Raw genomic sequence first — 21,905 nt, forward strand, 5'->3', positions numbered from 1 at the left:
ACGATACCGACCAGGAAGTTCGTTTATTTAATTCCTAATTGTTGCGCTTTGGCATTCACTTCTTCGATGACTTTATCCAGACCTTTACCTTTATAAGCGTCAATTTCCTTCGTGAACATTTGCTCCACATCATCTTTACTTGCCATAATTTTAATCAGTAAATCTGAATTAATAACTGTAAATTTATCTTTGGCAGGTGTAGACACTAGCGTTAACTCAGGTGAGAAATCAGGGATTTTTGTTTTGGTTTTCACAAATTGCATGTAATTGATTGCATCCTTCTGCAGATCCTTGTTAACCCAGCTCTGATCATTAGAATCGTCAACGGTATAAGGGGTTTCCCAAGTTGCAAGCGTATTGAAGACTAACGTACTTGGATACTTCTCGCCAATGACGACTTTCGGATCGATCGGGGTGATTTTGGCACCATCCAGTTTATAATCAACATTTTCAAAACCATAGCTAACTAGACGTTTACCTTCATCGCTCAACAGATAATCATACAGATCCAAGATACGCGTCATTTTTTTGTCGTTGATCTTCGCGTTAAAATAACTTTCCGACCAGTATGTTTTAAACACAGGATGATATTTGTTGCCATCCAGACTTGTCAGTGGTTTCAATGATTTAACAGCGTCCGTGAATTTTTTGTCCGGATATACTTTGTTAAATCTGTCTTTCTCGATTTTTTTGTAGCCATTGATATAACCACCGCTGACAACAATGGATGCGGCTTTTCCAGAAGCAAACTTCTCGTAATGCTGTTCACCTTTTAACAATGGTAAATCTTTATCAATAATGCCTGCTGCGAACCAGTCACGTGCTAATTTCAATGTAGGTATGGAAGTTTTACTAAAGACGGCTGGAATGAATTTACCATCTTCCTTGATCCATTTGGAATCAGCCCCACTGCCATCTGATGAAGCAAGAGGGTTACTATACGTCCACAATACATCTGGTGCTGTTTTCGGAAGTCCCGTGAGTCCGACAGGCTTTTTCCCTTCTGGATTCGAGGCAACAATTTTAACCATCATATCTTTGTACTCATCAAACGTTTCTGGTTCTTTCGTTACGCCTGCCGCTTGTGCCCAGTCCCAGCGATAGAAGATGACCCGATCATTTGCATTATAGTTTAATGAAGAATAAGTACGTCTAGGAATGCCATAAAATTGCCCATTAATCTTCGTTGCTTGAATATCCTTAACATCTAAATACTTGGATAAATTCGGATAACTAGAAAGATCCTTCGGAATAGGTTTTACAATGCCTTGGTTGACCCAATTATAAAAAGTTGGCGTTCCGATCGCATCAATCGAGAAAATGTCTGGTAAGGAATCTGAAGCCGCCCAGAGATTGATCTTTTGTGCATAATCATCCCATGTGATGCCTACCGGTTTAAACGTTACGTTAAATTTCTTAGAGAGGAATTGATAAAGGGCATCATCTTTCGACTTGGCTAATCCTGACTCGACATCCCATATTGCAACCGAAAGCTCAATGGCATCTTTATATTTGTTTTCTTCCGTCTTTGGTGCAGTCGTACTGGCACTAGCACTGGCTGTTGGCGCCACAGTCGCCGTTCCTGGTTCCGTGTTGGTTTTACTGCAGGCCACCAATGAGGTTGTTAACAGCAGGGTACTCATTAAGAAAAGTGAACTTTTTTTCAACATTTTCATACGAAAACCTCCCTATTTTATATATCTAAGAGAAAGGCAACCTGTTGCTCTTCTCTTTAAAACACCTACGTCTGGCCGCTTACTCCTTTAACGATCCAACCATAATGCCACTTGCAAAATGCTTTTGAAGAAACGGGTAAATAAGTAGAATCGGAAGACTTGTGACAACAATGGAGGCCATTTGTACACCTTGTACATAAATGCTTTTACTGTCCCTGATGGCTGCCCCAATCGAACCGATGTCCGTATTGAAATTAATAAGCAGCTCGCGAAGCAAAATTTGTAAAGGTACCTTAGAAGGTGAGTGAATAAATAATAAGGAGTTATACCATTCGTTCCATCGTTCTACGGAATAAAACAAAGCAAATGTAGCGATGAATGGGGCAGAAATCGGGATGATAATTTTGATCAAAATATAGATATCATTGGCGCCGTCAATCTTAGCCGACTCTTCTAAGCTTTCAGGCAGTGAATTGAAATAGTTTTTCATAATGATGAGATAGAATGTATTAATTCCTACAGGTAAAATCATGGAGAACAGACTATCAATTAATCCTAAATTTTTAACGAGTAAGTACCAAGGGATCAATCCGCCGTTAAAAAACATCGTGAATATAATTAAGGATAAGAACAAATTACGACCAGGCAGCTGTTTTTTGGATAGCGCATAGGCACCGGTTACCGATAGGAACATATTAATGGAAACACCAACTACGGTAATAAATATGGTTACGCCTAGTGAGCTAAAGAATTGTTCTTGCGTTAAGATTGTTTTGTAGTTCGTTAATACGAATGAGGTGGGAAATAGATAAACCTTCTTACTTGTAATCGCTTCAAAAGAGGCGAAGGAAGAAATCAGAACCGTATAGAAAGGAAATATAGATAGGATTCCAAAGAATCCTAATATGACATGGGGAATAAAGCTTAACCCCGAACGTTTTCTGCCTAAACTTGGTGATGAGCTCATGCTTACTCCCCCTTTCTAAAACAGACCCTGTTCTCCAAATTTTTTGACGACATAATTGGCAAACAACAGTAGAAACATACTTGCCACAGACTTGATAAAGCCAGCAGCAGCTAATAACCCAAAATTGCTTCCAACTGACATGGTTGTCCTCAAAATGTAGGTGTCCACCGTATCCCCAACTATATAAACGGGAGCACTGTACAAGTTGTAAATTTGATCAAAACTAACGTTCATCATAAGCCCAACTGTAAGAATGAACAGGATAGCTACCGTAGATTTAATACCAGGCCAAGAAACATGAAGTACTTTTTGCAAGCCATTCGCCCCATCCATATCCGCTGCTTCATACAATTCAGGATTTATACCTGCAAGAGCTGCTAAATATATGATAGAATCCCATCCAATCTCTTTCCAAATATGCGTGATGTAGATGAGTGGACGAAATAACGCAGGGTCCGTCAGTATGGACATTGATTCAAATCCAAACAACCCCATAATTTGGTTAAAAACACCTTGTGAGCCTAAGATATTGGTAATAATTCCACCTAATACGACCCATGAAATAAAATGCGGAAATGTAAAAATCGTCTGGTATATCTTTTTAAGCTTTTGCCTAGCAATTTGGTTAATGAGAAAAGCTAGAAGGATCGGCACTGGAAAATGAAAAATAAGTTTGCCGAAGCTTATGATGATGGTATTCATTAATGAGTTTAGATACTGACTATCATTCAAAATATCTTTAAAGTTTTGGATTCCGATCCATGGGCTGCCTGTAATCCCTTTGCTAAAGTCGTAGGTTTTGAACGCTAAGGTTAAACCGTACATTGGAATATAGCAAAATATTACATACCATGTAATAATAGGTAATAACATGATATAAAAATACTTATGGTAGGTGATTCTATCCCATAAGTTGGATCGTTTACGAACCTGCCTATGCTCGACTAAGTTCGTTGTTGTTTCCATAGGAACCCTCCTTACGATGTGAACGATTTCTTAACTAAATATTAATATAATCTGCGATACGCCCATATAGACGATTCCCAGCATCTATATCGACGCTTTAAGCTGAAAGCCATGGCCTGTTTCTTCATCGTAGATTATTACATAGCGAATCATGAAATCGTTCATATCGTAAGGTTAGGTCTAATCTTCACCTGTCTTTTTTCTATACTCCGATGGCGTAATGCCCGTTATCCGCTTAAATATTTTTGTGAAATAAAAATAATCGTTAAACCCTGACTTCTCACTCACCTGTTGAATTGTTAACGTTGAGCTGTTTAATAAGCCCCCGGCATAATCAATTCGCAGCTTACTGATGTACTCCGTGAAATTAACGCCCATCTCCTTTTTGAAAATATGACTAACATAGTTCGGTGTTACGAAAAATAGTTTGGAAATCTGACTCAAATTGATGTCATTATAGAAATTTTCTTTGACATATTTCACAATATGCCTGACTGTTTCGTGCTCGATCTCTACATCGGATACCTTGGCTAAGGAGATCACTTGTTGAATGATTTGCCGCCTAAGCTCTGCCAACATGACGTGTACATTCAAATAAATGGAGGATAGTTGTTCGAAGTGATCAATCTCCACGTCCACATGCATAGCTAGTCTATCGCTCGCATAATACATAATTTGATAATAGACAAAATAAGCATCTTTGATCGTATAAACTCCCGATTCGAAGCAAAACGAGATTTCTTGAAAGGAGGCATCAATGGCCTTCAGATCTTTCTTTACCATGGCGGTGGCTAAGTTACTTAAATAACTCTTCAGATCCGTAGAGGCAGGAGTGACACTATAACAATCCTTCTTTCCTGTCACAAAAAAATGAAATGCTGAGATATTAGCCGCATGTATGGCTTCTTTTATTTCATGTAACTTCATGTGCGTCGCATAGCCTACACTAACATTCGGGACCGATTTCACTTTTTCCATAAAGGACGTAAAATCAGGTTGATTCATAAGACAGACCAATTTACTTGGTCCTGTTTTTAGACTGCAGAACGGAATCTTACTTTCGTTTGGCATGGAGAAATGCCCGATCACTTGAACGACAGCTAAATCATTTTTCTCACAATCAACGCCCTCAGCTCGTAATAATTCCTTTACTTTGCCATGATCGGGCACACTTTGCCCTAGAATTAAATCGATTAATTCCAAATGATCACTTTTACTTTTCGATTCGATATGTAACCTTGCTTTCTTTAAGTAATCTTTAATTTCATTTTCTTCAAAAGGCTTCAAACAGTAACCAATCGCACCATATTGCAGTGCTTTCTGCGCATAAACGAACTCAGCATGTCCACTTGCTACAACGAATTGGACGGGTAATTCTTTGCTTACTACTCTTTTTATTAATTCAAGACCATTCATACCAGGCATTTTAATATCCGTTATCACCAGATGTGGTTGATGTGTGTCAATGAAGGCAAGAGCTTCGTCAGCACTATGCACTTCTCCAATAACTTGAAATCCATACTCTTCCCAATCAATACTATGTTTTAAGCTCTGTACAACCCACTCTTCATCATCTACCAATAAAATTTTATACATCCTCATTCTCCTTTAGCGGCAAATGAAAAATCACTTCTGTCCCTAAGTTTTCTTGACTTTGGAAGCTTAACCCATACTCATCTCCACAGATGAATTGGATACGATTATTGACGTTTTTCAAGCCTAGATGCTGATCGAATTGGTCTTTGCCTTCCGCATTCTTATGTAACGCCTCGCTTATTTCCTCAGGCATTCCGTTCCCATTATCTTTCACACTTATAATTAATTTGTTATGGGGGTCAATTTCCGCCATAATCCTCAGATGACCTTTTTTCGCTAAGGGTTCTAAACCATGTATAATCGCATTCTCAACAATCGGTTGGAGAATCATTTTAGGAACTTTGCAGGTTAATACTCGGGGGTGGATGTCCAACTGAATGTCGAACCGATCTTTGAACCGCGTTTTTTGAATGCGCAAATAAGCGCTAATCGTATCCAGCTCTTCTTGAAGCGTGACTTCTTCTGTTCCTTTAATACTGTATCGAAATATCCGGCTTAAATCTTGGACCATGTCTTTAATTTCAGGTACCCCTTTTATCATCGCAATTCCTTTTATCGTTTCGAAGGTGTTGTACAGAAAATGAGGATTAATCTGACTTTGCAAGAACGCAAGTTCAGCTTTCTTTTTCTCGAGTTCCACGCGATAAAGCTGGATATTAGCTTCAATGAGATTTCGTGTGAGTGAATCGATTTCGTTGAACATTGTATTCAATTTTGAAGAAAGGATTGTCATTTCAAAGTAGCCTTCAAGTTTGATCTCCTGCTTAAAAATCACCGTTTGTTTGGTTCGAATACCTAGAATGAAATTCGTAATTTGGCGAATGGGTTTAATTAAATTATTCATAATTAAGATGAAGGGCACGGAAAGAATAAAAATGGCGGTAAGCAGCAAATAGATGACATTTAATCTTAATTTTCTAATCTCGCTATATAACGCTTTTTCGGGAATAGCACTAATGATGGTGCCGCCTATTTCAGGAAGCTTCTCCGTTTGTACAATTTGGCGAACGCCATTTAAGGTAAGGATTGCCGATTGGCCATTTAAAGCTTCAGCAGCTGTCAAGAAACCGGAGTTGCCCCCAATAGAGGCTGTATCGTTGGACGTAAACACCTGATGATCGCGATCTAGTAAGTAGAATTTCATCTCTTCCTTGCCGATCTTGGGGAACGAAAGCGCGGTGATTTCCTTAGCATCAATGACGAGATAACAATAGCCAATCTGTTTGCCTGTATGTGCGGCATCATACGTGGCGAAGGTCGATAGTCCTGCTATGAAAAACTTGGTTCCCTTGATATTGGAACCGAAATTCACCTCTTTCAACCCAGAAATAAATGGAGAACTACTGAAGAGCTTTTGATACTTTGTGACATATTCATTCCCGCCGAAGGTGCTATAGAACGATCCTGAATTTCCAACGACTATGACGTCAACAATACCCTCTTTCATTAATCTGGCATTATTCAGTACACTGCTAATTTTCTTAGAGAGCTCGTACCTATTTCCATAATCGGTTTCGAGCATGAATTCCTGCATGTCGGGGTTATAGGCAATATTCATAAGTAATTTATCAATACTATTGCGGTAGGAAGCCACATCTTGCTGCAATTGAGAAATCATGTTCACGGTGTATTCGGTATTCTTTTGTTTAATAATCTCTTTGTTTTTCGTATAAAAGACGGAAAAAATCAAGATTAACAACACAAATGTGATCGATGCGAGGAAAATCAACTGATTTCTGATTGTCACTTTATTGAACCAATGCATGGCGCCCTCAATCCCTTTCTACAAACCTACCCACAATATTTAAATGAATATTCTGAATTCATAAAATTCTACATTACATTCTACTTTCATTCACAAATCCCTTTATCTATTGGCATGCGAGCTTGTAGAAAAAAAGCCAGACCAAACACGAGGGTGTTATGTTAGTCTGGCACTCTCCTATTTATGTTCAACTTATAATTATAATGAATAATGGCTTTGTCGATTCGCCTAGCACATCATGATGTACCTACAGCTTCTTGCGGAGCTCGCTGACAGACACCCTTCTGGCACCCGAATTAGTCCTTACTTCCGCTGGCTGTATCGTTGGAGCAGCTTCTCCCGCTTCCTGCATACGACGAATCAAACGCGCTCGCAAATCCGAGGCAACGTTATCAAAGGAGACAACTCCGATCAAATTGCACAACTCATGGGGATCGGATTGCAGATCATAAAGAAATTCCTCGACATACGTCTCTGCCCCTGCATCTTGATAAGGATTCAAATCCAGCGCACTTATGCTGTATTTCCAGCGGTGTGTACGAATAGCTCGGCCAACTTGTGACTCGCTGATTTGTACAAGTATTTCCTCTGGCCAATCATCTCTTTCACCGCGCAGCAGCGGAAGAATAGAACGGCCCTGCATGGAAGTTGGAACCGGAATACCTGCTGCATCCAGTAGCGTTGGTGGAAGATCCACTAAAGAAATCATCTCTTGCAAACGCCCGCCAGACTTGAAACAGCCGCCAGTGAATGCGGTCGGTACTCGAATGGAGCTATCATGACAGGATCGCTTATACTCATTGTTCCTCGTCTTAAAGTGGCAGCCATGGTCGGAAGTAAACATGATAATCGTATCTTCCTCCAAATCTAGACTAATTAAGCAATCGAACAAGCGTCCTAGAGCCTCATCTAAGCGTTTGACCATCCCGTAATAACCACCAAGATGAGCATGCGCTGTACCACCCAATGTAGCCAGATCCCCAGGGATGAATTGGCTGCCGCTGTAGCGACCTTCGTATCCGCGTGGAGCTGGATAGTTATCCGAATGATTCTGATGATGCGGCTCGAGATAGGAAAGGAATAAGAAGAAAGGTTCCTCCTTATGCTGATCAATGTATCGAATTGCTGCATCCGTTTGTGCGTCTACCCGGTAGCCCGGCAGCTTCACTGGCTTATTCAAATTGTCATACATAACCGTATCGTAAGCATCCGAAGCGTATTCAAGAACATTGGAACCTAACCAGTATTGATAGCCTCCTCTCTGATTCTGAGGTACCGGTTCTTGTCCAGCCAAGTGCCACTTGCCGATATATCCGGTGTGGTAGCCAGCGTCATTAAAATAATGGGCCAGCGTTTGCTCCTCTTGCTGCAGCGGAATGCCATTCACGTAACAGCCTGTTTCTGTCGCATATTTCCCTGTTTGCAGGGAAGATCTAGCAGGTCCGCATACCGGTTGGCATGTAAACGAATTATAAACATGCGTCCCCTCCATCGCCATGCGGTCGAAGTTAGGTGTCAGTTCAAGGGGATTACCATGAACCCCAGTTGTATCAAAGCGCTGCTGATCCGTAAAAAATACAATTACATTTGGTTTTTTCGTTGTTTTCATAGGAAGCACCTCACGATTTTATTATTTGTAAACCCTTACAATTATTTACATTATTAATCTACCATTTCCTAGAATGAAGGACTCCGTTGCCCCTTCACCCCTTCGTCGGTATGCATACCTCTTTACAAGTCCCAATCTGATAGAGTTCACCGCTAGGCAATGCTCTGAACGCAGTTTTGAAAAGGGTAGCTGAACAATACTCGGGTCGAACGGAATCACACTGTACACAGTAATAATAGCCAACTACTTTCATCACGAAACCCCTGTCACTTTCTATACAGTTTATATACATATAGACCCCATCCATCATGTAACTTGAATAGGCAAATCAAACAAGCTGGTATGATTCACTGCCAGACGCTAACCGATTTGAAATGCCTTGCAATTTTGTTGTCAAAATTTCAGGGATTTACGTCATTGATTGGACTACTTCTTATTTTTCAATTCTTCAACAAGAGAATTTGATGTTGTGCCTGTGAGTCGCGTCTTCGTTTCGACTTGAACATTCACGGATAACTTTGGAAACAATTCCTGCCAGTTATCCTTTATTTGTTGCCAACCCTTCGGATCGTTACGATGAATCACTTCACCAAACCCGAAAATATCAGATTGATATTTCGTTTGAACTTCATGAATAGCATGTTCGATAAGCTCTTTTAACTGCTTGTTCGATCTTTCCTGAAGACCTTCAATCGTTTCTAACTTCGTTAAGTCAACTTGACATTTGACCTCCGCCACGTTTTGTTCAACTAGCAGCCGAATATCGATATGCGGCTCACCGTTCTTGATTTCACCCTTCATATTTGACTTTGTATTTAACACTTCGAATGAGATCCGTCCGCCATCCTCACACGTCACATTGCCGATCGTACGTTTCACATTACCTTCAATATAATTGTAACCTTTGCTATCTGGTTCATCTAACCAGCCGACCAGCTTATCTTTTCGAAATACCGCCAACCCTATTAATCGTACATTGCCATTTGGGGTGGTTGATTCCAAATTATCCAGTGATCTGCCTACCTTGAGATCACCCGTTCTTTCAATTCCAGATAACACTGGATTTTTGCCTTGGCTAACCAAGTCAGTAATGAGTTCGTCTAGTGTGATTGTCGTCGTAGGTGCCCACTCTCTGGACGATACACGCAAAGTGTCAAATAGACTGTTGGATGGAATGGGTTCCAGTGCCGTCAAGATTGACAAAACATCTGCCCCTTTTCCTCCTTTTGCAATAATAATGGAGAAATCATTCCTAAATTCATGATCACGGGAGATATAATCTAATGTGTCCGCAATGCCTACCCGTGCTAGCGATTCCCCAATGGCCAGAACACGAAGATGAGAAACATATGGTTTTCTAGGACAAACTGTCATCATTTTTCTTAAAGCTTCAGCTAACGTATCTGCTTTACTTTTATACATGATGGCAGGAATGCGAGTTGATCCCCCCTTGGCATTAATTTGCTGAGGTTCAACCACCTGGATAGATACTTCAATCTGATCATCACTGCTATCAATCGCCATACCTACCACAAATGCCAAATCAGTTAACTCATTACGATTCCAACAGCCGGTTAGAACAATAACGATCCCCATAAACAAGAGAGCAATCACTTGCTTTCTCATAATAGGCTAACCTCCCTTTGGATTGCTTGTCGGTGGAGATGGCTGATCCGTCTTCTCACGAATAGTGTTTTGCTTGTTCACGATACGAGGCCGCGAAATCATCCCCCACCAAGGTACCCGTATAATGGTATCCTTATTATCCTTTAACTTAAAGGGAGCGATAGGGCTAAGATAAGGGATGCCAAATGATCGTAAACTACCCAAATGATGAACCAAAATAATGACTCCAATAATAATACCGTACAAACCAAAAGAGGCTGCGAGTGCCATCATCGGAAAACGAAGCATACGAACCGATACAGAAATGGTGAAAGCAGGAACAGCAAAGCTTGCAATTGCCGTTATAGAAACAACGATAACCATGGCCGCTGATACGAATCCGGCATCTACCGCAGCGGTACCCATAACCAATGTTCCGACAATACTAATGGCAGTCACAATAGATTTGGGCATACGCAATCCGCCCTCACGTAATATTTCAAAGGTCACTTCCATAATCAATGCTTCAATGAACGCAGGGAAGGGAACCCCCTCACGCTGAGCTGCCAAGCTAATTAGGAGTAACGTCGGCAGCATTTCCTGGTGAAAGGTTGTAATTGCAATGAACAAAGAAGGACCTAATAGAGCAATACAAAATGAACTATAACGTAAGATGCGAATAAGGGTACTGATATCCCAGCGCTGATAGTAATCCTCTGCCGCCTGTAAGAAAGAGACAAGGAGCGCAGGCACGACGAGCACCACCGGTGTTCCGTCGACGAGTATGGCTATTTTCCCTTCTAACAGCTCGCCAGCAATGACATCCGGCCGTTCTGTGTTGTACACGGTTGGGAAGGGCGTATACGTTTTATCCTCGATCATATCTTCGATATAACCGCTTTCCAATATTCCATCAATATCGATACGATCTAAACGACTACGGACTTCTTCCACGATAGAATCATCAGCAATTCCTTTAATGTACATAATCGCAACATCCGTTTGCGTGACTCTTCCAATTTTTCTAGATTCCAGCCAGAGATTAGGATCTTTAATCTTTCGGCGAATTAATGCTGTATTCGTTCTAATGTTTTCTGAAAATCCTTCCTTAGGCCCACGCATGACCGTTTCATTGGAGGGTTCCGTAACACCACGTTCATTCCAACCACGCAGACCAATGACAATGCCTTGGGTGTGTCCATCCAACAATAGAATGACATCCCCAGACAATAAACACGTGTACAGAGATTTGAAATCAATGACTTCATGGACTTCTCCAACAGCCAGGATACGATTTTTTAATTGCTGCATAACCGAAGAATCGGTGTCCGTCGTCGGGTTCAAACCAATATGCACTTCAGGTAATAGTGAATCTCGGATAAAATTTTGCACAGCAATAGCATCTGTAAGACCATCTGTATAGAAGATACAAGCCTTAAGTGCTCCTTCCGTACCTATGATAAACTCCCTAGTTACCAGGTCTGAACTGTTACCGAGCTTCGTCTTAATTTCTTGCACATTCTCATGCAGATCCGTGAACAGTAGGTCCAATGATGCTTCCATACCTGAATTGTTTGGCTGGAGCGAACTATGATAAGAACTTCTTTTCGTTAATTTCTTAAAGAGATCCATCATGTAATCCTCTCAGATCATTTTTATTAATATTTCCCATAATCTCCATTATTATTTGTGATTAGGATCCTACTCATAAAATGACTTTATTTCTAAAACAGCTTTTACAATTCGCGATATAGGTAATAATTTAAAGGAGATACTCCACAACAAGATAGGGGACTTCGATGATAAAAGAGAAAATCAATAGCGGACAAATGTTTGCATGGATGATGATGTTTGAAATAGGCAACGCCATTATCATTAACATCGGTATGGAAGCCAAACAATCTGCCTGGATTGCTATTCTACTTGCAATGTTAGCTGGAGTTGCTACTTACCTGTTAATCTACGTTCCCCTTTTTCGCTTATATCCTAATCACTCCTTTACCAAATATACGCAACTCATTCTTGGCAAATATATAGGTTGGCCCCTTGGTTTTTTTTATCTCGTTTACTTTACTTACGTATCCGGTAGAAATTTAATGGATTTCGGTGCGCTTACCTCGACGATCTCCTATAATGAAACCCCCATTTCCATCCTTAACGGCATCATGATTCTTGCACTAGTCTACGGTTTAACTAGAGGTATTGAAGTGTATGTTCGATCCGTTGAGATCTTCTTTAGCTTATTTATTATCGTTTTTATCTTTGGTGTACTCCTTCTTATCATTTCTAGACAAATGGATACGAATAATCTGAAGCCCATGATCGATAATGGATGGAAACCCATTTTCCATGCCGCATTTCCTCTCGTATACACGTTTCCATTTGCTGAAATGGTCACGTTTTCGATGTTTTTACCGTTCTTGAATAACTCACAAGCCGCTGCAAAAGTAGGTGTCATCAGTATCTTACTTTCTGGCATGATCTTAAGTATAACGACCATACTCAATGTGGCTGTTCTCGGTGTCTACCATACTCAAAACGCTGTATTCCCCTTAATTGAGACCATGGGCGAAATCAATATCGGCGAATTTTTACAGCGCCTAGATTCACTTGTTGTCATCATTTTCGTGATCACTAGCTTTTTCAAAGTAGGTACTTTTTTTCTTGCTGCCATTCTTGCAGCTTCTGATCTATTTCAAGTTCATAACTACAGAAAGTTAGCCCTGCCCATTGGTATCGTCATTCTGCTATCTTCCATTCTCATGTCATCGAACTTCGTTGAGCACCTTGATGAAGGCTTGAATGTATTGCCTCGATATATCCAACTTCCCATCCAAACGGGGATTCCCTTATTGATCTTACTTATTGCGCTTTTTCGTAAACACATCGGACGTGGCTCTCGACAAGAACAAGATCAAAAGGAATAAGAAAGAACATACAGTTTCAAAACGACTGTATGTTACTTTCCGTCCAATACACCGTCAGTTGGCCGAACGTTTGACCAGCTCTATCCCGTTAACGGGAAGTTCAATAACCCCTTTCAAGTTCTCATTCGAATCCAGACGTGTGTAACATTGATCGTCCAGCGAAACTTGCGTCATTTTCCCGCTAAAATTCATAATAAACACATAATCAGTCACACCGTCTGTCCGCACCTGAGCAGTTACTCCTAGTGGGAGATCCGTATCTATGGCACGAGCAACGCCAGTTTGTTGGATGAGTTTACTGTAAAAAGCTTGTAGAAAATCCGGCTTCATCCGTGTCGCCATATGATACGCTTGACCATCCCCGAATCGATTCACCGTAAGCGCCGGCTGGCCTGCATAAAAGCTATCCGTATACACACCCAGAACCTCTGCTCCCTCTGTGTGAATAATTTCGCAAATCTCATGTGACTCGAAAGTCCCCGTCAATTCAAGAGGATTGGCAGGTAACATGGCTACCCCATTCCGGTCGTGATCATAGAGACCTTCAATCTCCTCAGCCCAAATACCAAGCGTTTTACGAAGCGGACCCGGAAAGCCGCCTAGATGGCACAGGTCATGCTCGTCAACAACGCCTGACCAATAAGTTGTGACCAGCGTCCCACCCTCAGCGACGAATTGTTCAAGCTTCTTCCCCGTTTCTTCCCGGCACAGGTATAACATAGGGGCAATAATAAGCTTGTAGGCGGAGATATCGTCCTCAGAACCAATGACATCTACAGCTACGCCTTCCACCCAAAACGCTCGGTGATGTGCAAGTACCGTTCGCTCATAATGAATGCCCATATTGCGTGGACCTTGCGCATCTTTGATCGCCCACCGATTATCCCAATCGAATAGAATCGCTGTCTCTGCACGCGTCGTCGTCCCGACAATTTCTGAAATATCAGATAAAGTTTGCCCTAGCTCTGCTACATCTTTAAATACGCGTGTATGCTCATGCCCTGCATGATCAACGACGGCACCATGGAATTTCTCGCTGGAGCCTCGACTTTTACGCCATTGAAAATATTGCACAGAATCTGAGCCATGCGCTACAGCTTGAAGGGATGAAAGCCTGTGCATGCCTGGTTGCTTCAGCTTGCTGACTGGCTGCCAATTCGTCAAGCTTGGCGTGCATTCCATGAGCAGAAAAGGCTTCTGTTTCAATGAGCGGAACAGGTCGTGATAGAACGCAACTATAGCTCCCAGCTCACTGTCATCCTGATGTTCATGCCAAGTTGGGTAAGCATCCCAGGAAATGACGTCCAATATATCGGCAAATTTACGGTAATCCAAACCTTCAATTAAGTGCATGTTGGTTGTAACTGGCAGATCAGAATTTGCTCCCCGAATGGCATTAATTTCATGTTTGCAGAAGTCGACGGTTTGATCTGTAACGAATCGACGCCAATCCAAATTATGCCCGTGCACCATACTCTCGCCATGCGGTGCCGGAGATTCGACCTGATTCCAATTCGTGTACGTATGCGCCCAGAATGACGTCCACCATGTTGCATTAAGTACTTCGAGCGTTCCGTATTTCTTTTGCAGCCAAGCTCGGAAGGCATCCTGACAATACTCACAATGGCAATCTCCACCAAACTCATTGGAAATGTGCCAGCCGATGACCGCTGGGTGCCCCCCATAACGTTGAGCCAGCTTCGAATTCATGATCGCAGTCTTCTCTCTGTACACGGGGCTTGTGTAGCAATGATTGTGCCTGAGGCCATGCAAATTGCGTACGCGATTCGCTTCAACCCTTCTCACCTCTGGATACTTCTCAGACATCCAGGCTGGACGAGCTCCGCTCGGTGTTGCTAGCCATGCGTAAATACCATTCTCTGCAAATGTATCCAGCAGCCTGTCCATCCATTCAAATGTAAATGTCCCCTCTGTCGGCTCCAACGCCGACCAAGCAAAAATTCCAATCGCCATCACATTGCAATTAGCAAGCTTCATTAACCGTAAGTCCTCTTCCAAAATTCGCGGATCGTGCAGCCATTGGTCGGGATTATAGTCAGCACCGTGCATCAAGACCGGTAGTTTTGAACTTATTGGTGGAATCCATCGAGACATTCAAATCACTCCCATTTCATATCGCTATTACTTCATTATTTATTTTGATTATAGGGGAAATAGTTACTATACTAGTAGAACAGAAGATATCAAAAATCGTACAAAATGAACATTGGTGGTGAAGTCAACATGATGCCATTTCTTATTGCTGAACTAGCAACGTTTGATAACTTAGTACCCCTTTATGTGTATTGTGTTGGCAGCCATGAACAGAAGCAGCTTTTGCGACCAAATGGCTATCCTGCTCATCAGCTCTTTTTATGTCGCAGCGGCAGAGGCATTTTCCAGATTTCTGGCGTACGTGAAATAGAGATGAGTCCTGGCGCCATGCTCATTCTTCCTGCCAACGTGCAGCACGAGTATTTCCCAGCGCCAGGAGAAGACGCATGGGAGCTAGGTTTCGTGGCTTTCAACGGCACTTCGGCCCAAACATTTGTAGACCATCTTGGCAGCCAGATCCCCACGCAACTCAATGAAACCCTGTTTCATGAGCTATGGCGTAAGCTTGAGTCCTTATGGCATCTGATCAGCTTAAATGGAGAAACTAGCTACTGGGAAGCGTCCCGGCGGATGTACGATATGCTCTTACTTATCCTTGAAAGCCAAACTAGCCCTGAGCTGAAGCAACGCGTCCATGCAGCTGGGCAACCTAATGTCGCTCTTCAAGAAGCGATCAAGCTCATTCATGATCATTATAATGAGCGTTTACTGCTAGCCAACTTGGCTAGAACAGTCGGTTACTCCATTCAGCATTTTAACCGCCTATTCATCAGCAGCTATGGCGTTACGCCGCAACAATACATTCAACAAATCCGCATGCGCCGCTCAATCCAACTCCTGCAGGATCACCCTGGCATCTCCATTGAAAAAGTGGCACAGCAGATGGGCATGGAGACAAGCTATTTCATTCGCATCTTCAAACGAACCTATGGCCAGACTCCTAAGCAATTTATCAAAAAATAAGCATTTTACGGCAACGAATAGTGATTCAAAAAGAATTGGCAAAGAGCGTCATAATCATCCGATTATGACGCTCTTTATTGTTGTTCATTACATTTCGAGTTCTTCGAATTATTTTTCTTATTTATTCGTTTTTTTCATCAGCAGTTTGATTGGCGCTATCAGTAAGAACACAAACATAAAGATCAAAAGAACATGTTCCGGTGCTGACATTGCACGAAAATGATTCATCATGTTATCGAGGGAGTGATATAAGCTAAAGCCGAGGAGGATATCCATCTCAATGACTAATAGGATATTAAATACCAGTACAATACAAAATATACCGATTATTTTCATTTTTCCTCCCCCTTAGCTGTAAATGTTCGTGTTACCATTAACCTAACCTAAAATTTCGTTTCTACACCTTTCCCTACAAAGTTGTTGGCATGGTGCCAGCCATGTTGACTTCAAATAGGCGAAGTGTTATACCTGTTAGGGTACATTAAATTGCGGAATGCATGCGCTCCGTTTCTAGGAGGAATTTATGATGAATCATCACTTTTTTGCCTATCTATATCGTCTCAAATATATCGACCGCTGGAGCCTCATGTGGAATATGCGCCGCGAGAACGTAGCCGAGCATTCCTTCTACGTAGCTTCTATTGCTCATATGCTGTGCACGATCTCCAACGAAGTGTATGGTGGGAATGTACCCACGGACCGCGTCGTCTCCATCGCCTTGTTCCATGATGCCTCTGAGGTGCTGACAGGTGATATCCCTCAGCCTGTTAAACACAACAATGAGCAAATCCTGCGGAATTTTCGCGAGATTGAGGACGTAGCTGTAGAACGATTAATCGGCACGATTCCACCTGCGCTTAGCAACATCTACCGCGGCCTCATTCAAGATCCTGACCCTGAGCTCTACCGCTGGGTCAAAGCCGCTGATTTGATTGAAGCCTACATCAAATGTCTAACTGAGCTCTCTACCGGCAACCGGGAATTCGTCGTCGCCAAGCAGCAAGTGCTCGACAGTTTGAAGAAGATGAATATGCCGGAAGTCGATTACTTCTTGGAGCATATGAGCGCATCTTTCGAGAAAACGTTAGATGAGATTACGTTGGATATCGCGGATCCGAGCGAATAAGATACCGTTTGAATTTACAATAAACAAAACAAAGAACCCCTTATCCCGCATAACCCATGCGATGTAAGAGGTTCTTTGTTTGTGTAGCTGTATCGACTATCCCAAAATTTGAGGATTTGTCATAACTAGAATAGCTAGGATAACCGAGATAGAAGCGATCCAGCTGAATGTTTTGATTTTAGCAGCATCCGTCGCAGTACTTTTCCCTGCTGCGCTATTCGCTTTCAACTTTTTAATACGACCACCGATCATTCCTGTTACAGCCCCAACAATCACTAGAAGAATAACAGCTACCGCCATCCATAAAGCAGACGGCATAGGATCGATTTGACTTACCATCGCTCCACCGGAAAGGAAAGTAACAATCAATGAAAATTGACCAACACGATTCATCGTAGATAGCAATCCCATGAAGCTTTCTTGTCCTGCTCCAGATAAGCTTGCAGCTCGTCCCACAATGAAAGGGAAAACAACATAAGAGCCAAGCATTAAAGCACTAATTACATGTAAAAAAATCATAACCTGGTACATTGAGTCGACCTCCGCAATTTTAATTAGAATCGTTCTCTTTTAGTATACAGAATCGGCATGAACGTAACAAGAAAGCGATGTCATATAATCCGTAATTTCACCATATCTCCATAAAAATGTGACCAAATACGCAGAAAACACCGACATAGGCATCGCGACAAAAAAAAGACCAACCTCCTATAACCTAGGAAGCTGGCCATTGATGACTATAACGATTAACCTGATACAACTTTAATGACATTGCGTACGGATTCCGCTGTTTTGTCCAAAGCTGATTTCTCAGCTTCTGTCAATTCAATGTCCATGATTTTCTCGATGCCGTTAGCACCAAGGACCGTCAGAACACCCATGAACAGGTTATCATACCCATACTCGCCCTCGAGAAGTGCGATTGTCGGGATGATCCGTTTCTTGTCTTTAAGGATTGCTTCGGTCATCTGCACAAGGGAAGCTGCTGGTGCGTAGTATGCACTACCGTTACCAAGCAAGTTAACGATTTCGCCGCCGCCAGTACGAGTCCGTTGCACGATAGCCTCAATGCGATCAGCTGGAATCAGCTTCTCGATGGGCACACCGCCAGCGTACGTGTAGCGTACGAGTGGCACCATGTCATCGCCGTGTCCGCCGATAACAACCCCTTTTACATCCTCAACGGACACGTTCAGCTCTTGGGAGATAAACGTTAAGTAACGGGCTGTATCCAGAACTCCGGATTGACCAATGACACGATGTTTCGGGAAACCAAGTGCTTGATAAGCGACATACGTCATCGCATCTACAGGATTACTCAAGATGATTACGATCGCATCTGGAGCCACTTCTTTCACATTCTCACATACGGATTTCACGATACCCGCATTGGTGTTAACGAGATCGTCGCGGCTCATCCCAGGTTTGCGAGCGATACCTGCTGTGATGATAACAATGTCGGAACCCGCTGCATCCGAGTAGCTGGATGTACCCGTGATTTGAGCGTCATAGCCTTGCACAGGACCTGCTTCAAGCATATCAAGTGCTTTTCCCTTTGTAGGGTTTTCTAATTGCGGTATATCGAGTAAAACAACATCACCAAGTTCTTTTTGAGCTAGCATTAGAGCAGTAGTAGCACCTGTAAAACCCGCGCCAACAACGGTAATTTTATTACGACGAATAGCCATTTAAAATATACCTCCTCATAACTTTTGTCTAACTCAACGATAGGTAAAAATTAAGCCATGTTTTTGATGATTTCGTTCGCGAACTCGGAGCACTTAATTTCTTTAGCGCCTTCCATCAAACGTGCGAAGTCATAAGTAACTGTTTTGTTGTTGATGGATGTTTCCAAACCTTTGTAGATCAGTTCAGCAGCTTCCAACCAACCAAGGTGCTCAAGCAACATTACGCCGGAAAGGATAACGGAACCTGGGTTAACAACGTCAAGACCAGCGTATTTAGGAGCTGTACCGTGAGTTGCTTCGAAGATCGCGTGACCAGTCAAGTAGTTAATGTTTGCTCCTGGAGCAATACCAATACCACCAACTTGTGCAGCTAGTGCATCAGACAGGTAGTCACCATTCAGGTTCAATGTAGCGATTACGTCGAAATCAGTTGGACGTGTCAATACTTGTTGAAGAGCGATGTCAGCGATAGCATCTTTTACGATGATTTTGCCAGCAGCTTCAGCGTCTTTTTGAGCTTTGTTTGCTGCTTCTGCGCCTTCTGCTTCTTTAATACGATCGTATTGTGCCCATGTAAATGTTTTATCAGCATATTCACGCTCAGCCAACTCATAACCCCAGTTTTTGAACGCGCCTTCTGTGAACTTCATGATGTTACCTTTGTGAACCAATGTTAATGTTTTACGACCATGTTTGATTGCGTACTCGATTGCAGCGCGAACCAAACGCTCTGTACCCTCGGAGGATACTGGCTTAACACCGATACCTGAAGTTTCTGGGAAACGGATTTTGTTAACGCCCATTTCGTTTTGCAAGAAGGAGATTACTTTCTTAACCGCTTCAGAACCAGCTTCCCACTCGATACCAGCGTAGATGTCTTCTGTGTTTTCACGGAAAATAACCATGTCAACCAACTCAGGACGTTTAACTGGGGATGGAACGCCATCGAAGTAACGAACTGGACGGGAACATACGTAAAGATCAAGCTCTTGACGAAGTGCCACGTTCAAGGAACGGATACCGCCACCGATTGGTGTAGTTAGAGGTCCTTTGATGGATACGATATATTCTTTCATTGCTGTTAATGTATCATTCGGCAACCAGCTGTTGAATTTGTTGAATGCTTTCTCACCAGCGTATACTTCGTACCAAGCGATTTTCTTTTCGCCTTTGTATGCTTTCTCAACTGCTGCATCTAGTACACGAACGGAAGCCGCCCAAATGTCAGGACCTGTACCGTCACCCTCGATGAAAGGGATAATTGGGTTGTTAGGAACTTGAAGAACACCGTTCTCGATCGTGATTTTTTGACCTTCTGTTGGAAGTTCGTAGTTTTCGAATTGTGGCATGATAATTGCTCCTCCTCAAATTTGTCTAAAATGGTTTCTTCTATATGCTGTGCATAACTAGGCACACAAAAAGTGACGGGTGTCTCAGTACTCCCCCAGAAGAACTAGGGCCCAGTACCAAACGCCCGCACCTTGAGCTTAAATAGCATGAACAATTAGCGTTGGCTAATTGGGATATATTTTTGGTTAACTGGACCTGTGTACTCTGCGCGAGGACGGATCAAGCGGTTGTTCTCGTACTGCTCAAGAATGTGAGCTGCCCAACCGGAAGTACGGCTAATCGCGAAGATTGGCGTAAACAAGTCACGTGGGATTTCTAGCGTCGTATATACGGATGCTGAATAGAAATCTACGTTTGGTTTCAAGCCTTTAAGACCTGTTACCAACTCGTCTGCTTTAATGGACATTTCGTACCATTTGAGGTTGCCAGTCAATTTGCCAAGCTCATAAGACATTTTTTGCAAGTGCTTTGCACGTGGATCGCCGTTTTTGTATACGCGGTGACCGAAGCCCATGATTTTGTCTTTGCGCTCTAATTTACCGTTAATGTACGGAACAACATTCTCAACTGTACCGATCTCTTCAAGCATAACCATAACCGCTTCGTTCGCACCACCGTGAAGAGGCCCTTTAAGCGTACCGATAGCGGAAGTAATACCGGAATAGATGTCAGTCAATGTTGCTACAGTTACACGCGCCGCGAAAGTCGATGCATTCAACTCGTGGTCTGCATGAAGTACCAACGCTTTATCTAAAGCTTCAATTGCAACTTTATCTGGCTCTTTGCCAGTCAGTTGGAACAAGAAGTTAGCAGCTACAGAAGCATATCCTGGGGAAGCTACTGGCTCTTTACCTTCGCGAATGCGTGCGAAAGCTGCGATAATGCTTGGAATTTGTGCTTGCAACTTGATCGCTTTGCGCACATTGGATTCCATGCTAGCATCATTTGCCTCTTCATCATAAAGGGCAAGTGCAGAAACCGCTGTACGAAGCGCCGCCATGGAATTTACATCTTTCGGGAATGCACGAATGAGGTCGATTACCGCATCTGGTACTTTGCTGTATGAGTTCAGGTCACTTTGCAATTTCTCAAGCTCTGCTTGAGTAGGCAATTTGCCGAACCAAAGTAAGTAAATTACTTCTTCAAAAGTCGCATTTTCTGCGAGGTCATCAATATCAATCCCGCGATACGTAAGCACACCATCTACAATGGAGCTGATCGACGAGGTTGTGGCTACAATTCCTTCTAAACCTTTGGTTGCAGACATGGGAATCTCTCCTTAGCTACTCTATTAGCATAATATTGCTGTTTTCTTCTTTTAATAATAAAGTATTTTACTTGGTAAGTGAACAAAAGGGGTCATAGAAGTTCATTATCACTATCATAAGTTTTCTTTTTGGCGCAAATTTTCACACCATTTTCGTACAACTGGTTCCAAACGCACGATACAAGTTTTTGTTAATTTCACCGAATTATTCAGTGAGCGCGGAAAAATTTGTAGAGCAAGTACGAGATTGATACAATGTAACCAATGAATCCGTGAAATGAGTTG

At 42.3% G+C, this 21,905-nt stretch carries 17 protein-coding genes; 3 read left to right on the top strand and 14 right to left on the bottom strand.

What is annotated here, in order from left to right; all coding sequences use genetic code 11:
* Window positions 1-23 precede the first annotated feature (23 nt).
* The 8 genes from AC58QM_RS28670 to AC58QM_RS28705 form a co-directional block, all read right to left on the bottom strand.
* Complete coding sequence (locus AC58QM_RS28670) at window positions 24-1,676, bottom strand: extracellular solute-binding protein (RefSeq protein ID WP_497288207.1); 1,653 nt, start codon at window positions 1,674-1,676, stop codon at window positions 24-26.
* 79 nt (window positions 1,677-1,755) lie between these two features.
* Window positions 1,756-2,643 (bottom strand): carbohydrate ABC transporter permease, encoded by an 888-nt coding sequence (locus AC58QM_RS28675; RefSeq protein ID WP_497288208.1) that lies wholly within the window; start codon window positions 2,641-2,643, stop codon window positions 1,756-1,758.
* Window positions 2,644-2,658: 15 nt separating this feature from the next.
* Window positions 2,659-3,609, bottom strand: a complete 951-nt coding sequence (locus tag AC58QM_RS28680; RefSeq protein ID WP_497288209.1) for an ABC transporter permease — start codon at window positions 3,607-3,609, stop codon at window positions 2,659-2,661.
* Window positions 3,610-3,789: 180 nt separating this feature from the next.
* Window positions 3,790-5,205 carry a response regulator transcription factor gene (locus AC58QM_RS28685; protein WP_497288210.1) on the bottom strand — a complete coding sequence of 472 codons (1,416 nt, stop codon included), beginning with the start codon at window positions 5,203-5,205 and terminating at the stop codon, window positions 3,790-3,792.
* Complete coding sequence (locus tag AC58QM_RS28690) at window positions 5,198-6,970, bottom strand: cache domain-containing sensor histidine kinase (protein WP_497288211.1); 1,773 nt, start codon at window positions 6,968-6,970, stop codon at window positions 5,198-5,200. Before AC58QM_RS28690 ends, AC58QM_RS28685 begins: the two co-directional genes overlap by 8 nt.
* A 247-nt stretch (window positions 6,971-7,217) precedes the next feature.
* Complete coding sequence (locus tag AC58QM_RS28695; RefSeq protein ID WP_497288212.1) at window positions 7,218-8,579, bottom strand: sulfatase family protein; 1,362 nt, start codon at window positions 8,577-8,579, stop codon at window positions 7,218-7,220.
* A 426-nt stretch (window positions 8,580-9,005) separates the two neighbouring features.
* On the bottom strand, window positions 9,006-10,205 hold the full coding sequence (locus AC58QM_RS28700) for a Ger(x)C family spore germination protein (protein WP_497288213.1): 1,200 nt from the start codon (window positions 10,203-10,205) through the stop codon (window positions 9,006-9,008).
* Window positions 10,206-10,211: 6 nt separating this feature from the next.
* Entirely contained in the window at window positions 10,212-11,816 is a 1,605-nt protein-coding gene (locus AC58QM_RS28705) for a spore germination protein (RefSeq protein WP_497288240.1), read from the bottom strand.
* A 167-nt stretch (window positions 11,817-11,983) separates the two neighbouring features.
* Between AC58QM_RS28705 and AC58QM_RS28710 the strand changes: the two genes are divergently transcribed.
* Complete coding sequence (locus AC58QM_RS28710) at window positions 11,984-13,111, top strand: GerAB/ArcD/ProY family transporter (RefSeq protein ID WP_497288214.1); 1,128 nt, start codon at window positions 11,984-11,986, stop codon at window positions 13,109-13,111.
* A gap of 54 nt (window positions 13,112-13,165) precedes the next feature.
* On the opposite strand, the gene AC58QM_RS28715 is transcribed toward AC58QM_RS28710, so the two are convergent.
* Window positions 13,166-15,226 carry a beta-galactosidase gene (locus tag AC58QM_RS28715; protein WP_497288215.1) on the bottom strand — a complete coding sequence of 687 codons (2,061 nt, stop codon included), beginning with the start codon at window positions 15,224-15,226 and terminating at the stop codon, window positions 13,166-13,168.
* A gap of 129 nt (window positions 15,227-15,355) precedes the next feature.
* Between AC58QM_RS28715 and AC58QM_RS28720 the strand changes: the two genes are divergently transcribed.
* Window positions 15,356-16,189, top strand: a complete 834-nt coding sequence (locus AC58QM_RS28720) for an AraC family transcriptional regulator (RefSeq protein ID WP_497288216.1) — start codon at window positions 15,356-15,358, stop codon at window positions 16,187-16,189.
* Window positions 16,190-16,306: 117 nt separating this feature from the next.
* Here the strand turns inward: AC58QM_RS28720 and AC58QM_RS28725 are convergent, their stop codons facing one another.
* Window positions 16,307-16,525, bottom strand: a complete 219-nt coding sequence (locus AC58QM_RS28725; RefSeq protein WP_497288217.1) for a YczF family membrane protein — start codon at window positions 16,523-16,525, stop codon at window positions 16,307-16,309.
* A gap of 190 nt (window positions 16,526-16,715) precedes the next feature.
* Between AC58QM_RS28725 and yfbR the strand changes: the two genes are divergently transcribed.
* The gene (yfbR, locus tag AC58QM_RS28730; protein ID WP_497288241.1) at window positions 16,716-17,315 is read left to right on the top strand and encodes a 5'-deoxynucleotidase; all 600 of its coding nucleotides are present in this window, start codon (window positions 16,716-16,718) and stop codon (window positions 17,313-17,315) included.
* Between the two features lie 96 nt (window positions 17,316-17,411).
* On the opposite strand, the gene AC58QM_RS28735 is transcribed toward yfbR, so the two are convergent.
* The 4 genes from AC58QM_RS28735 to citZ all read right to left on the bottom strand — a co-directional run bounded on the left by AC58QM_RS28735 (window position 17,412) and on the right by citZ (window position 21,620).
* Window positions 17,412-17,846: a hypothetical protein gene (locus AC58QM_RS28735; protein WP_310500409.1), complete on the bottom strand. Its 435-nt coding sequence runs from the start codon at window positions 17,844-17,846 to the stop codon at window positions 17,412-17,414.
* 215 nt (window positions 17,847-18,061) lie between these two features.
* Window positions 18,062-19,003: a malate dehydrogenase gene (gene mdh, locus AC58QM_RS28740; protein WP_497288218.1), complete on the bottom strand. Its 942-nt coding sequence runs from the start codon at window positions 19,001-19,003 to the stop codon at window positions 18,062-18,064.
* A gap of 50 nt (window positions 19,004-19,053) precedes the next feature.
* On the bottom strand, window positions 19,054-20,352 hold the full coding sequence (icd, locus tag AC58QM_RS28745) for an NADP-dependent isocitrate dehydrogenase (protein ID WP_056624036.1): 1,299 nt from the start codon (window positions 20,350-20,352) through the stop codon (window positions 19,054-19,056).
* Between the two features lie 155 nt (window positions 20,353-20,507).
* Entirely contained in the window at window positions 20,508-21,620 is a 1,113-nt protein-coding gene (citZ, locus tag AC58QM_RS28750; RefSeq protein ID WP_497288219.1) for a citrate synthase, read from the bottom strand.
* Between the last annotated feature and the right edge of the window lie 285 nt (window positions 21,621-21,905).

The sequence above is a fragment of the Paenibacillus sp. J22P165 genome, from assembly GCF_059692015.1.

Coding starts and splice junctions, on each gene's coding strand:
- AC58QM_RS28715 (WP_497288215.1), bottom strand. CDS start 15,226: ATGTCTCGATGGATTCCACCAATAAGTTCAAAACTACCGGTCTTGATG.
- AC58QM_RS28700 (WP_497288213.1), bottom strand. CDS start 10,205: ATGAGAAAGCAAGTGATTGCTCTCTTGTTTATGGGGATCGTTATTGTT.
- citZ (WP_497288219.1), bottom strand. CDS start 21,620: ATGTCTGCAACCAAAGGTTTAGAAGGAATTGTAGCCACAACCTCGTCG.
- AC58QM_RS28695 (WP_497288212.1), bottom strand. CDS start 8,579: ATGAAAACAACGAAAAAACCAAATGTAATTGTATTTTTTACGGATCAG.
- AC58QM_RS28710 (WP_497288214.1), top strand. CDS start 11,984: ATGATAAAAGAGAAAATCAATAGCGGACAAATGTTTGCATGGATGATG.
- AC58QM_RS28705 (WP_497288240.1), bottom strand. CDS start 11,816: ATGGATCTCTTTAAGAAATTAACGAAAAGAAGTTCTTATCATAGTTCG.
- AC58QM_RS28690 (WP_497288211.1), bottom strand. CDS start 6,970: ATGCATTGGTTCAATAAAGTGACAATCAGAAATCAGTTGATTTTCCTC.
- AC58QM_RS28675 (WP_497288208.1), bottom strand. CDS start 2,643: ATGAGCTCATCACCAAGTTTAGGCAGAAAACGTTCGGGGTTAAGCTTT.
- AC58QM_RS28725 (WP_497288217.1), bottom strand. CDS start 16,525: ATGAAAATAATCGGTATATTTTGTATTGTACTGGTATTTAATATCCTA.
- yfbR (WP_497288241.1), top strand. CDS start 16,716: ATGAATCATCACTTTTTTGCCTATCTATATCGTCTCAAATATATCGAC.
- mdh (WP_497288218.1), bottom strand. CDS start 19,003: ATGGCTATTCGTCGTAATAAAATTACCGTTGTTGGCGCGGGTTTTACA.
- AC58QM_RS28670 (WP_497288207.1), bottom strand. CDS start 1,676: ATGAAAATGTTGAAAAAAAGTTCACTTTTCTTAATGAGTACCCTGCTG.
- icd (WP_056624036.1), bottom strand. CDS start 20,352: ATGCCACAATTCGAAAACTACGAACTTCCAACAGAAGGTCAAAAAATC.
- AC58QM_RS28720 (WP_497288216.1), top strand. CDS start 15,356: ATGATGCCATTTCTTATTGCTGAACTAGCAACGTTTGATAACTTAGTA.
- AC58QM_RS28680 (WP_497288209.1), bottom strand. CDS start 3,609: ATGGAAACAACAACGAACTTAGTCGAGCATAGGCAGGTTCGTAAACGA.
- AC58QM_RS28735 (WP_310500409.1), bottom strand. CDS start 17,846: ATGTACCAGGTTATGATTTTTTTACATGTAATTAGTGCTTTAATGCTT.
- AC58QM_RS28685 (WP_497288210.1), bottom strand. CDS start 5,205: ATGTATAAAATTTTATTGGTAGATGATGAAGAGTGGGTTGTACAGAGC.